This is a genomic window from Streptomyces sp. NPDC014733 (assembly GCF_043083385.1).
Taxonomy (GTDB): domain Bacteria; phylum Actinomycetota; class Actinomycetes; order Streptomycetales; family Streptomycetaceae; genus Streptomyces.
This window is the reverse complement of the sequence record NZ_JBIBYO010000001.1, coordinates 733,671-746,061: the sequence shown is the minus strand read 5'-3', so window position 1 is coordinate 746,061 and position 12,391 is coordinate 733,671. Positions and strand designations below refer to the sequence as shown.

At 74.8% G+C, this 12,391-nt stretch carries 9 protein-coding genes and 1 pseudogene; 5 read left to right on the top strand and 5 right to left on the bottom strand.

Annotated elements, in window-relative coordinates; all coding sequences use genetic code 11:
- Window positions 1-11: 11 nt before the first annotated feature.
- The 3 genes from ACF1BH_RS03305 to ACF1BH_RS03295 form a co-directional block, all read right to left on the bottom strand.
- On the bottom strand, window positions 12-1,193 hold the full coding sequence (locus ACF1BH_RS03305; RefSeq protein WP_391641003.1) for a sensor histidine kinase: 1,182 nt from the start codon (window positions 1,191-1,193) through the stop codon (window positions 12-14).
- 170 nt (window positions 1,194-1,363) lie between these two features.
- Window positions 1,364-2,026: a response regulator gene (locus ACF1BH_RS03300; RefSeq protein WP_391640669.1), complete on the bottom strand. Its 663-nt coding sequence runs from the start codon at window positions 2,024-2,026 to the stop codon at window positions 1,364-1,366.
- 283 nt (window positions 2,027-2,309) lie between these two features.
- On the bottom strand, window positions 2,310-3,335 hold the full coding sequence (locus ACF1BH_RS03295) for a hypothetical protein (RefSeq protein ID WP_391640668.1): 1,026 nt from the start codon (window positions 3,333-3,335) through the stop codon (window positions 2,310-2,312).
- A 195-nt stretch (window positions 3,336-3,530) separates the two neighbouring features.
- Between ACF1BH_RS03295 and ACF1BH_RS03290 the strand changes: the two genes are divergently transcribed.
- The 3 genes from ACF1BH_RS03290 to ACF1BH_RS03280 all read left to right on the top strand — a co-directional run bounded on the left by ACF1BH_RS03290 (window position 3,531) and on the right by ACF1BH_RS03280 (window position 8,007).
- Complete coding sequence (locus ACF1BH_RS03290; protein ID WP_391640667.1) at window positions 3,531-4,253, top strand: hypothetical protein; 723 nt, start codon at window positions 3,531-3,533, stop codon at window positions 4,251-4,253.
- A gap of 142 nt (window positions 4,254-4,395) precedes the next feature.
- On the top strand, window positions 4,396-6,090 hold the full coding sequence (locus tag ACF1BH_RS03285) for a succinic semialdehyde dehydrogenase (RefSeq protein ID WP_391640666.1): 1,695 nt from the start codon (window positions 4,396-4,398) through the stop codon (window positions 6,088-6,090).
- Between the two features lie 57 nt (window positions 6,091-6,147).
- On the top strand, window positions 6,148-8,007 hold the full coding sequence (locus tag ACF1BH_RS03280) for a GMC family oxidoreductase N-terminal domain-containing protein (RefSeq protein ID WP_391640665.1): 1,860 nt from the start codon (window positions 6,148-6,150) through the stop codon (window positions 8,005-8,007).
- Window positions 8,008-8,559: 552 nt separating this feature from the next.
- On the opposite strand, the gene ACF1BH_RS03275 is transcribed toward ACF1BH_RS03280, so the two are convergent.
- On the bottom strand, window positions 8,560-8,874 hold the full coding sequence (locus tag ACF1BH_RS03275) for a chorismate mutase (protein ID WP_391640664.1): 315 nt from the start codon (window positions 8,872-8,874) through the stop codon (window positions 8,560-8,562).
- 257 nt (window positions 8,875-9,131) lie between these two features.
- Here ACF1BH_RS03275 and guaA point away from each other — a divergent pair, with 257 nt between their 5' ends.
- Window positions 9,132-10,709, top strand: coding sequence for a glutamine-hydrolyzing GMP synthase (guaA, locus tag ACF1BH_RS03270; RefSeq protein WP_391640663.1), 1,578 nt, complete (start codon window positions 9,132-9,134; stop codon window positions 10,707-10,709).
- A 241-nt stretch (window positions 10,710-10,950) separates the two neighbouring features.
- Window positions 10,951-11,862 carry a 2-hydroxy-3-oxopropionate reductase gene (locus ACF1BH_RS03265; RefSeq protein WP_391640662.1) on the top strand — a complete coding sequence of 304 codons (912 nt, stop codon included), beginning with the start codon at window positions 10,951-10,953 and terminating at the stop codon, window positions 11,860-11,862.
- Between the two features lie 154 nt (window positions 11,863-12,016).
- Here the strand turns inward: ACF1BH_RS03265 and ACF1BH_RS03260 are convergent.
- A pseudogene (locus ACF1BH_RS03260) lies at window positions 12,017-12,358 on the bottom strand (GNAT family N-acetyltransferase); the annotation flags it as partial.
- Window positions 12,359-12,391: the final 33 nt, after the last annotated feature.

Below are 12,391 nucleotides of genomic sequence, written 5' to 3'. Positions count from 1 at the left end.
CGCCCCGACCCCTACGGGGAATCCGCCCCGTAAGGGGACTCCGCCCGGTACGGGAAGCGTGCGCGGACGAGGAAGCCGCCCTCGGAGGTGTGCCGCGTCTCCAGCGTCCCGCCGAGGCTCTGCGCCCGCTCGCGCAGCCCGACCAGCCCGTGACCGCCGCCCGGCAGTGCCGGAGCCGCCGCCGAGGCGTCCGGCGGCCCGTTGCGGATCTCCACCCGTAGTCCGCCGGTGGCCGACGCGTCCGTGGCCCGCCCGGCGTCCGGCGTCTCCAGTGGTTCGATCCGGACCAGCACCCGCGCCCCCGGGGCGTGCTTGCGGACGTTGGTCAGCGCCTCCTGGACGGTACGGAACGCCGCCCGCTCCACGGTCTGCGTGCCCCGGCCGCCCGCCACCACACCCGGCTCGTACGTCACGTCGAGGCCGCTCATCCCGATCAGCCGGGGCAGCTCCGCGAGGTCCGGCTGCGGTGCCGGGCGGCGGGCCTCCTCCGGGCCGCCGGCCGCCCGCAGCACGCCGACCATGTGCCGCAGCTCCTCCAGGGTGCGCACCGACAGCTCCCGTATGGTGCGTGCCCCGTCCCGGGCCGCCTCGTCGCCCGTGCTGACCTGCACCGCGCCCGCCTGGAGGCTGATCAGGCTGACCTGGTGGGCGACGACGTCGTGCATCTCCCGGGCGAGCCGGGCGCGTTCGGTGGCCTGCACCCGGTCGGCCAGCAGCCGGTCCTCGCGGTGCAGGCTGCGGGTCAGCTCCTCGACCCGCGCGGCCAGCTCGCCCCGGGTGCGCACCAGCAGCCCCAGGGTGATCGGCGCCGCCGAGGTGACGCACGCGTCGATCAGCACCAGGGTGTTCTCCCGGTACGCGGTCAGCTCCAGGTCCGAGAGCGGATACGGGAAGAAGTGCGCGGCGATCAGCAGCGCCGCGCAGATCCCCAGCCGGAGCCGCCCGGGGCGCCGCGCCGCCACCGTGTAGAGCGCGATCATCGGCGCGAACCAGATGTAGCCGATGTAGAGCCCGGGGAGCGTGAAGAGGAAGACCAGCAGCGGGAAGCGGCGGCGCAGCAGCAGCGCGGCGGCCGCGACCAGCGACACGGCCAGCTCCAGGGGCATGTGGAGCCCGTTGACGAGGAACGCGTCGGCGACCCCCAGCAGCGCCGGGACGACCAGCGGGGCGACCCGGCGCAGCCACCGCGGCACCCGCGTGAACGGCCCCCCGCGCGCCCCCGGCGCGACGGTCCCGGCCCGCGTCCCCGGTGCCGGTTCGTGCGCCCGCGCCCCGGGCGCCGCCGGAAGCCGGTCGCCGGGCGCCCCCGGAGCGCCGTCGTCCTCGCGCGCCCCCGGCGTCCGCCGGGCGTCCCCCGCCACCGTCAGCACGTCCCGCGGGGTATACGGGCGACGAGGCCCGCGCGGTCGGCGACGATCGCCGCCTGGATGCGGTTGAGGCCGCCCAACTTGCCGAGCAGTGTCCGGACATGGTCCTTGACGGTGCTGGGCGCGAGGCCAATCCGGTCCGCGATCTGGGCGTTGGCCAGCCCCTCGCCGAGCAGCGCCAGCACCTCCGACTCCCGTGGCGTCAGGCCCTGGACGGCCCGCGCCGCGGCGGCCTGGTCCTCGGCCGTCAGATAGCCGCCGATCACCGCCCGGGTCACCCCGGGGTCCAGGACGCTGCCGCCCGCCGCCAGCGTCCGCACCGCGCGCACCAGTTGCTCCGGCTCGGAGTCCTTGAGCAGGAATCCGGCGGCGCCCTCGCGCAGCGCCGCGGTGAGGTACTCCTGGGCGTCGAAGGTGGTCAGCATCGCGACCACCGGCGGCTCCGGGGCGGCGCGCAGCTGCCGCAGCACCGTCAGCCCGTCCACGTCCGGCATCCGGATGTCCAGCAGGACGACCTCGGCGCCACTGCCCAGCACCGTCCCGACCGCCTCGCCGCCGCCGCAGTCGGCGACCATCTCGATGTCCGGGGCGGTGCCCAGAATCATCCGCAGCCCCGACCTGACGAGCCGCTCGTCGTCCACCACAGCGACACGGATCACCGGACGCCCCTTTCTCCTCGTGCGTTCCCACCGGGCGCGCCCACCCCGGGGAGGCCGCCCCGCGGTGGGCCCGTACCCCCGCCGACCGGCGGGGGTGTGCCCGGGACCTCGGGACGATGCCTCACCGGGGCCTACACCGGCAGAGTGCCTTCATGCTGCACCACCGACCGGGCCACCGGCACCGGAGGCGGTGCAGCTCACAGCGACGGCCGCCGCGGCCCCCACACGCGGCGGCCGCCTCTGCGCGGGCCGCCGTCCGCCCCGGCGCCCGCCCGCGCGCCTCTCAACGCTCCGCGGCCGCCGCCCGCAGGCTCTCGCCCCGCGCCCCGTACGGCCCGCCCGGCCGCCCCGAGGAGAGCACCACCACCGACGTCATCGCCGCCAGGCCGTACGCCGTCGTCGCCAGCCACAGCACGCCCTGCGGCGTCTCCAGCGACCGGTTGAAGTAGTCGGTCACGGCCAGCTGCACCACCGACCGCACCGTCAGATAGAGCTGCACCGCCCCGTACGCCAGCAGCGCGCTGCGCACGTCGCACCGGCCGCACCAGGCCAGCGCCCCCAGGACCAGCAGGACCAGCGCCGCGCCCGCCGCGGTGAACTCCGGGGGCGCCGCGAGCCCCACCGTCCCCGTCGCGGACGCGTCCACGACCGCGCGCAGGAACTGCCCCGGGTGTCCGGAGCCGAGCAGCGGCCCCTGCACCGTCCAGGCCAGCTGGACCACGCCCATCACCAGGAACAGCACCCCGCAGATCCGCGAGGAGCGGCGCCGCCAGGCGCCCGGGGGCGTGTCCGGACCGTCGTACGCCCCCCGGCGCCCGTCCCCGGTCGGCAGCAGCGCCCCCAGCACCACCAGGGCGGTCACCAGCCCCAGACACCGGGTGGCCAGCAGCCAGCCCCACTCGGGGGCGGTCACGTACCGGGCGCGGTAGGCCTCGTCGCAGAGCCCGACGGCCTCCCGCAGCGCGGCCGCCAGCAGCACCCAGCCGAGCAGCAGCGCCGCCGCCCGCGCCGCCCGCCGCCCGGCCAGCGCCTGGCCGGCGACGCCCAGGAACGCCACCGCGAACGCCCACTCGTACGGCCCGAGCACGGTCACCGCCCCGGGGAGCGCCGGGTGGAACAGCTCCTCGACGAAGTCCCAGAGGCCGCCGCCCCCTTGGGCGATGCCCCGTACCGTCCAGCCCGCCAGCGCCAGCCCCAGGAGCCCCAGGCACACCCCCGCGGCGCGGTACCGGCCCCGGTGCGCCGGATCGGCCCGGCCCGGCTCGGGATCCGGGCGGACGTCCACCGCGCCGTCGTCCTGCATCGCCATGCCCCAGACCCCCCGCTCCGCCCGCCGGCCGCGATAACCGGACCGTCCCGTACCGCAGCCTCACTGTGCCAAGGACGGCAGGAGCGGCGGGGGAGGTTCCCTGCCGTGTCGGGGCGCGGGCACCGCTTCCCGGGGGCCGGTGTCCGCAGCCGCCGCGGACGGCGAACTCCGGCCGCGGGCTGGCATGATGCGGCCATGACGGAAACGGGGGAGGCACCGGGCGGCCGGGGCGCGTACCGCGACGGCGTCCGCCTCACCCGGCGCGGCCGGATCGCCGTGGGCACGCTCGCCGCAGGCGTCGCGGCGGCGCTCGCCGCGGTGTTGGTCAGCGCGGTGGATCCGTTCGGCACGGAGGGCGCACGCCGGGCCGCCCCCGGCGTGTCCCGTCCGCCGCGCGCCACCCCCACACCCTCGCCCACCACCCCCGTCGTCCTCGACTGGGAGGTCCACCACGAGCGCAAGCTCCGCGCCTGGCCGGCCGTCCCCACCACGTACGCCACGGTCGTGCACGACGACGGCGACGCCTCGTACCGCCGCCGGGGCAGCCGGATCGTCGAGTACGTCGTACCGGGCGACGACAGCAACCGGCTGCGGCTCACCACCTACGCCCACCGCCCCCGGTCGCTCAGCGCCTGGGGCGCCCGGGAGGCGGCGCGGCTGCGGGAGTACTGGCCGGACGCCGAGGTGCACACCGAGCCGGTCCACTTCCGCGACCGCCCCGCGCTCCTCCTGGACGCCACCTACACCTTCTCGCCGCAGACGCCCACCAGGACCCGTCGGCTCCAGCTGCTGACCACTACGGCGGGCGGCCGCTCCTACGACCTGTACGTGGAGATGCCCCGGGTCCCGGCCGCCGAGCACATCGGCCGCGCGGTGTTCCAGGGCGCCCGCGACCGGCTCCGTATCGACGGTGCCTGACGGACGTGGGCCCGGCCCCGCCCCCCGCGTCACCGCTGAACAGCAGCGTTGCAGCCAGCAACCACTGGCACGTTGTGAGGACGCCGAAAAGGTATTACCGCCGGGTACACAAAGCGGCCGCGGCCGCATTACGCTCGCCCGCATGACGGACTCGCAGGACACCGGAACAGTCGACGCCGCCCCCGGGACGGCCGCACCCGCCGTGCAGGCGCCCGCGCCCGCGACGGAGGCGCCCGCGCCCGCCGCACCCGAGGGCGGCAACCCCGTCGCCGCCACCGTGCCCGGTGCGCGCACCGCGGCCGACGTCGTCACCCCGGAGAGCGTCGCCCAGCTGGTCAGAGGCGTCAGCGGCAGCGGCTGCACCGCCAACCACACGCCGTTCACCGGCGAGAAGCTCGCCGATCTGCCGGAGTCCACCCCCGAGGACGTCGCCGCCGCCTTCGAGCGCGCCCGCGCCGCCCAGGAGCGCTGGGCCGAGGTCCCGCTCAAGCAGCGTGCCGCCGTCCTGCTCCGCTTCCACGACCTGGTGCTGCGGCGCCAGGCGGAGGTCCTCGACCTCATCCAGCTGGAGACCGGCAAGGCCCGGCTGCACGCCCACGAAGAGGTGCAGGCGGTCGCCGTCGCCGCCCGCCACTACGGCCGCAAGGGACCCGCGTATCTGCGCCCCAAGGGGCACACCGGTGTCGTCCCGGTCCTGACGAAGGTCAGCGAGCTGCGCCAGCCGCGCGGCGTCGTCGGCCAGATCGCCCCCTGGAACTACCCGCTGGAGCTGTCCGTCGGCGACGCCCTGCCCGCCTTCGTCGCGGGCAACGCGCTCGTCATGAAGCCGGACACGGAGACCGCGCTGACCGCCCTGTGGGCCCGCCGGCAGATGATCGAGGCGGGGCTGCCGGAGGACGTCTGGCAGGTCGTCATCGGCGAGGGCCCGGTCGTCGGCCCCGCCGTCGTGCGCCACGCCGACTACGTCTCCTTCACCGGCTCCACCCGCACCGGCCGTGAGGTCGCCCAGGGCGCCGCGGCCCGTCTCGTCGGCGTCTCCCTCGAACTCGGCGGCAAGAACGCCATGCTGGTGCTGGACGACGCCGACGTGGAGAAGGCCGCCGCCGGCGCCGTCCGCGGCTGCTACTCCTCCGCCGGCCAGCTCTGCATCTCCATCGAGCGGCTCTACGTCCACGCCTCCGTCGCCGACGCCTTCCTGGAGAGCTTCGCCGCCCGCACCCGCGCCATGCGGCTGGGCACCCAGCTCGCCTACGGCGCCGACATGGGCTCGCTGGCCGGGCCCCGCCAGCTGGAGACCGTCACCCGCCACGTCGACGAGGCCGTCGCCCAGGGCGCCCGGGTCGTCACCGGCGGCCGCGCCCGCCCCGACATCGGCCCGTACTTCTACGAGCCGACCATCCTCGACGGCGTCGGCGAGGCGATGACCGTCTGCGCCGAGGAGACCTTCGGCCCGGTCGTCTCGATCTACCGCTTCGAGGACGACGACGAGGTCATCGGCCTGGCCAACGGCACGCCGTACGGCCTCAACGCCAGCGTCTGGACCCGGGACGCCCGCCGTGGCCGCGCCGTCGCCGCCCGGCTGCGCGCCGGCACGGTCAACGTCAACGAGGCGTACGCCGCCGGGTACGGCAGCGCCCAGTCGCCCATGGGCGGGATGGGCGACTCCGGTCTCGGCCGCCGCCACGGCTCCGAGGGCGTCCTGAAGTACACCGAGGCGCAGACCATCGCCCAGCAGCGGGTGATGCCGCTCGGTCCGTCCTTCGGCCTGACCGACGAGAAGTACGCCGACCTGATGACCCGCAGCCTCAAGGCGATGAAGGCGCTCCGGCTGCGCTGATCCTCCGGGCGGGCCGCGGCGCACGCGGCCCGCCCGGCCCACCCCCCAGGAGAGCCCGTGCCGCAGAAGAACTCCGCCCACCACCCGCTCCCCGGGCAGCGCCGGGAGTCCGACCGCCCCTACGACTACGACGTGCTCGTCGTGGGCTCCGGCTTCGGCGGCGCGGTCTCGGCCCTGCGGCTGACCGAGAAGGGCTACCGCGTCGGCGTCCTGGAGGCCGGACGCCGCTTCAGCCGCCAGACACTCCCCAAGAACTCCTGGGACCTGCGCAACTACCTGTGGGCCCCGGCCCTCGGCTGCTACGGCATCCAGCGCGTCCACCTCCTCGGCAACGTCATGGTGCTGGCCGGCGCCGGGGTCGGCGGCGGCTCCCTCAACTACGCCAACACCCTCTACGTCCCGCCGCCGCAGTTCTTCCGCGACCAGCAGTGGGGTCATCTCACCGACTGGCAGGAGGAGTTGGCGCCCTACTACGACCAGGCCAAGCGGATGCTGGGCGTCCGGCTCAACCCGACGACCACCCCGTCCGACGTCCACCTCAAGGAAGCCGCCGAGAAGATGGGCGTCGGCGACTCCTTCCACCTCGCGCCCGTCGGCGTCTTCTTCGGCGACGGCGAGGACGCGGACGGCGCCACCCGCGCGGAGCCCGGCGGGCAGGTCCACGACCCGTACTTCGGCGGCAAGGGCCCGGCCCGCACCGCCTGCACCGAGTGCGGCGAGTGCATGACCGGCTGCCGCCACGGCGCCAAGAACACCCTCAACGAGAACTACCTCCACCTCGCCGAACAGGCCGGAGCCGTCATCCACCCGATGACCTCCGTCGTCACCGTCACCGAGGACTCCCGCGGCGGCTACGCCCTCGGCACCCTGCCCACCGACGACAAACGCCGTGGCCGCGGCCGGGTCTTCACCGCCCGCCGCGTCGTCCTCGCCGCCGGCACGTACGGCACCCAGACGCTGCTGCACCGCATGAAGGACAGCGGTCTGCTGTCCGGCATCTCTCCGCGGCTGGGCGAGCTGACCCGCACCAACTCCGAGGCCCTGGTCGGCTCGCAGACCAGCGACCGCCGCTACCGCAAGAAGTACGGCACCCGGCCCGACTTCACCCGCGGCGTCGCGATCACCTCGTCCATCCACCCGGACGAGCACACCCACATCGAACCGGTCCGCTACGGCAAGGGCTCCAACGCCATGGGGTCGCTCTCCATCGTGCAGGTGCCGCTCGCCGCCCGCCGCGGCCGGCGCGCCCTGGCCTGGGCGGCGCGCAGCCTGCGCCACCCGGTGCAGACCGCGCAGTCGCTCTCCAACCGCCGCTGGTCGGAGAAGACCATCATCGGCCTCGTCATGCAGTCCCTGGACAACTCCCTGACCACGTACCGCAAGCCCTCCGGCCCCGGAAAGGGCCTGCTCACCGCCCGCCAGGGCCACGGCGCCCCCAACCCGGAGCAGATCCCCGAGGCGTACGAGGCGGCCGGGCACCTCGCGAAGGCGATCAACGGCTTCCCCGGCAGCAACGTCGGCGAGCTGATGGGCACCCCGCTGACCGCGCACTTCCTCGGCGGCTGCCCCATCGGCGAGGACGCCGACCACGGCGTCATCGACCCGTACCACCGCCTCTACGGCCACCCCGGCATCTCCGTCGTCGACGGCGCCGCGGTCTCCGCCAACCTCGGCGTCAACCCCTCGCTGACGATCACCGCCCAGGCCGAGCGGGCGATGGCGTTCTGGCCCAACAACGGTGAGGAGGACCCACGGCCCCGCCAGAGCGAGGCGTACCGGCGGCTGACGCCCGTCGAGCCGGTCGCCCCCGCCGTCCCGCCGTCGGCCTTCGGCGCCCTGAAGCTGCCGCTGCTCGCCGTCCCGGTCGTCCCGCCGAAGCGCACCGACGGCGCGCGCCCGGAGCCGGACGGCGACTGACCGCGGGCGTGCGAAGGGCCCCGCGGCGCCGTCCGCAAGAGGGGAGGGCGGACGGCGACGGGGCCCTTGCCGCCGGTGCCGGCGTCAGGGCGGCGCGGGCACCGGGGAGCGGCGCCGGGGGGATGCGCCGCGGGTTCGGTGGAGCGGTACGGAGAAGTTGAGCGACTGGGCAACGGGGCTGCCGGGGGCGGGAGTGCCGGATGGGACGCGTGCGAGCCGGATGCGGCCGGTCCCGGGCGTCCCCAGGACCGGCCACCCATCGACGTGACCGGGCTGCTGTCCCCTGCTGACCGGCCACCTCACCGGAGTGAGGTCCCACGACGCGGGCCGCCGAGCGGCCGGCGTCTCATCCCTCCGGCGTTCCGCCCCGGGGGCGGCGTCTACGCGTATTCCTGCCTCCCGCGCCTGGCTGACGCGGCACACGGCACAACGAAGCGGTTCCGCGGCCGGTCACGCGCCGTACGGGTGAGAGTCCGACCGAACTCAGATCCGCCCGCTGCGCCCGGCGCACGCGGTCCGCCCGCACGCCGTCCGCACCCGCCGTCCGGCCCCTCAGACGCGGCCGCGGGACAGCTCCAGCAGGGTCATCGCCAGCGCGGTCCCGGACCGGCCGAGCTGCCCGCGGTAGTGGTCGAGGATCTCCATCTCGCGGGAGAGGTTCACCCGGCGCCCGCCGGACGCGATGCGCTCGCGCTGGATCACGGCGGAGACCGCCATCCGCTCCTGGACGAGGCCGATGATCCGGCCGTCGAGATCGTCGATCCGTCCGCGCGCGTCGGTGATCACCCCGACCGCCTCCGGGGTGCGCGCCCCGGTGCCGGCGGCGGGGGCGGTCGGGGCGGGAGTGGTGGTGGTGTCGCTGCTCATGTTCGGTTTCTCTCCTGAGGGCCGGTGGCCCCCGGAGCCGACGGGCGGACCGGGAACGACACAGGCGCCCCGGGCCTTGTCGGCCCGGGGCGCCTGGGAAGTCGCTGGTCAGTTGATCAAGCAGCACGTCCATGGCAGCCGGCCGGGCCGGTGCCATAGGTAAACTCGAAGGTCAGCTGCTTGGACATGGCGCTCAGTATGAGCCCGTTAGAATCGAAAGTCCAACCCCTGCTCCACACCGCCGGAAGGCCGCCGAAGTGCCATCAGCGCCCCCTGCCGCCGCCCCGGACGTCGTCCTCGTAGTCGACTTCGGCGCGCAGTATGCCCAGCTCATCGCCCGCCGCGTTCGCGAGGCCCGGGTCTACAGCGAGGTCGTCCCGTCCACCATGCCGGTGGCCGAGATGCTCGCCAAGAACCCCAAGGCGATCATCCTCTCCGGCGGACCCTCGTCGGTCTACGCCGACGGCGCGCCCAGCGTCGACCGCGCCCTGTTCGAGGCCGGCGTCCCGGTCTTCGGCATGTGCTACGGCTTCCAGCTCATGGCCACCACTCTGGGCGGCACGGTCGACAACACCGGCGCCCGTGAGTACGGCCGCACCCCGCTCGCCGTCTCCCGGCCCGGCTCCACCCTCTTCGAGGGCACCCCCGCCGAGCAGTCCGTCTGGATGTCGCACGGCGACGCCTGCTCCGCCGCGCCCGAGGGCTTCACCGTCACCGCGTCCACGGACGTCGTCCCGGTCGCCGCCTTCGAGAACGACGAGAAGAAGCTCTACGGCGTCCAGTACCACCCCGAGGTCATGCACTCCACGCACGGCCAGCAGGTGCTGGAGCACTTCCTCTACCGCGGCGCGGGCATCGAGCCCAACTGGACGCCCGGCAACATCGTCGAGGAGCAGGTCGCGGCCATCCGCGCCCAGGTCGGCGACAAGCGCGCCATCTGCGCGCTCTCCGGCGGTGTGGACTCCGCGGTCGCCGGCGCCCTGGTCCAGAAGGCCATCGGCTCCCAGCTGACCTGCGTGTACGTCGACCACGGCCTGATGCGCAAGGGCGAGACCGAGCAGGTCGAGAAGGACTTCGTGGCCGCCACCGGCGTTCAGCTGCGGGTCGTCGACGCCTCCGAGCGCTTCCTGGCCGCTCTCGCCGGGGTCTCCGACCCCGAGGAGAAGCGGAAGATCATCGGCCGGGAGTTCATCCGGGTCTTCGAGCAGGCCCAGCTGGAGATCCTCCAGGAAGAGGGCCCCGAGGTCGCGTTCCTCGTGCAGGGCACCCTGTACCCGGACGTCGTCGAGTCCGGCGGCGGCGAGGGCACCGCGAACATCAAGTCGCACCACAACGTCGGCGGTCTCCCCGACGACATCGAGTTCGAGCTGGTCGAGCCGTTGCGGCAGCTCTTCAAGGACGAGGTCCGCCTCGTCGGCTCCGAGCTGGGCCTGCCGGACGAGATCGTCCAGCGCCAGCCGTTCCCCGGCCCGGGCCTGGGCATCCGCATCGTCGGCGAGATCACCAAGGAGCGTCTCGACCTGCTCCGCGAGGCCGACGCCATCGCCCGCCAGGAGCTGACCGCGGCCGGTCTCGACGCCGAGATCTGGCAGTGCCCGGTCGTGCTGCTCGCCGACGTCCGCTCGGTCGGCGTCCAGGGCGACGGCCGCACCTACGGCCACCCGATCGTGCTCCGCCCGGTCTCCTCCGAGGACGCCATGACCGCGGACTGGACGCGTATGCCGTACGACGTCCTGGCGCGGATCTCGACCCGGATCACCAACGAGGTCGCGGACGTCAACCGCGTCGTCCTCGACGTCACCAGCAAGCCCCCGGGCACCATCGAGTGGGAGTGACCCGCTGACCGGTCCGCCGGTCCTCCCGCACGCCCGACGCCGACGCCGTCGCTCCTCGTGAGCGGCGGCGTCGGCGCGTTTCTGGGCGGTGTACGTGCCGTGGGCTCCCCGGTACGTGGCGACGCGGGCGTTGACGTCGGAGGCTCCGGCTCGCATGATGGCGGCGAAGATTTCGTATGACGGTATTGAATCTCCGTGATGCGGAATGTGAATCGAAGGTGGCGGTGCGGGCCGCGGGGCGGTGGCGCACCGGTGGAGCAGTGAGGAGCGGCGCGCGATGAGCACGATCGGATTCATCGGACTCGGCATCATGGGCAGCCCGATGGCGGTGAACCTCGCCCGGGCCGGGCACACCGTCCGCGGCTGGAACCGCAGCCCCGGCCGGGCGGCTGCGCTGGTGGCGGCCGGCGGGCAGGAGGCGGCGTCGATCGCCGACGCGGTGCGCGGGGCGGATGTGGTGATCATCATGGTCCCGGCGTCCCCGCAGGTCGAGGCGGTCGCCTACGGACCGGACGGCGTCCTGGCGCATGCGGCGCCCGGCACCCTGTTCATCGACCACTCCTCGATCACCCCGCAGACCTCGGCCGACCTCGCGGCGGCCGCCGCGGACAAGGGCGTACGGGTCCTGGACGCGCCGGTCTCCGGCGGTGAGGCGGGCGCCGTGGAGGGCGTGCTGTCGATCATGGTGGGCGGGACGGCGGAGGACTTCGAGGCGGCCCGGCCGCTCTTCGACGCGGTCGGCACCACGGTGGTCCACTGCGGCCCGCACGGCGCCGGGCAGACGGTCAAGGCCGCCAACCAGCTGATCGTCGCCGTCAACCTCCAGGCCGTCGCCGAGGCCGTGGTCTTCCTGGAGAAGTCCGGCGTCGACCTGGACGCGGCCCTGGAGGTGCTGGGTGGCGGCCTGGCCGGCTCCACGGTGCTGGCCAGGAAGCGGGCCAACTTCCGCGACCGCGACTTCACCCCCGGCTTCAAGCTGGAGCTCCACCACAAGGACATGGGCATCGTCACGGACGCGGCCCGGGCCGCGGGGGTGCCGCTCCCGGTGGGCGCGGTCGCCGCACAGCTGATCGCGTCGGCGGTCGCCCGGGGGGACGGCGGGCTCGACCACTCCGGGCTGCTGCGGGGGGTGGAGCTGCTCAGCGGGCGGTAGGGGGCGAAGGGGCGAGGGGGCGCGGGCCACTGGTGTAGCTGTGGTGGTGAGGCGGGGCGGGTCGGGTCCGCGGGCCGTCGGGGTGTGCGCGCCGGGCCCCGCCGCCCGGTCCGTGTCCGTGGCGGGCGCCCGGCCCGCGCCCGCGCCCCGTCCGTCAGGTCAGCCGCAGGGCGATCCAGGGGACGGTGTCGCCCGGCAGCAGATAGCGCTCGGTCTCGGTGAAGCCGTTCCACAGGGTGAACCGCAAGCCGTCCTCGTTGGACGACAGCACCACCGTCTCGACGGCCTCGGCGCCCAGCTGCCGCGCCCGGTCCAGCCCGCGGGCGTACAGCTCCGCGCCGTACCCCCGGCGCCGGTACGCGGCGAGGACCGGCGCGATCACCGTCGTCACGCCGTCCACCGGCGGACGGACGGTGGAGCAGCCGACCGGCTCGCCGTCCAGGTGGGCGCCCTCCAGCCGATGGCGCACCGCCCGCTCCCGGGCGTCGTCCAGGGTCGGCCTCGGGGGCGGAGTTCCGGTCCGGCTCCG

Coding starts and splice junctions, on each gene's coding strand:
- ACF1BH_RS03275 (WP_391640664.1), bottom strand. CDS start 8,874: ATGAGCAGCGACACCACCACCACTCCCGCCCCGACCGCCCCCGCCGCC.
- ACF1BH_RS03290 (WP_391640667.1), top strand. CDS start 3,531: ATGACGGAAACGGGGGAGGCACCGGGCGGCCGGGGCGCGTACCGCGAC.
- ACF1BH_RS03295 (WP_391640668.1), bottom strand. CDS start 3,335: ATGGCGATGCAGGACGACGGCGCGGTGGACGTCCGCCCGGATCCCGAG.
- ACF1BH_RS03285 (WP_391640666.1), top strand. CDS start 4,396: ATGACGGACTCGCAGGACACCGGAACAGTCGACGCCGCCCCCGGGACG.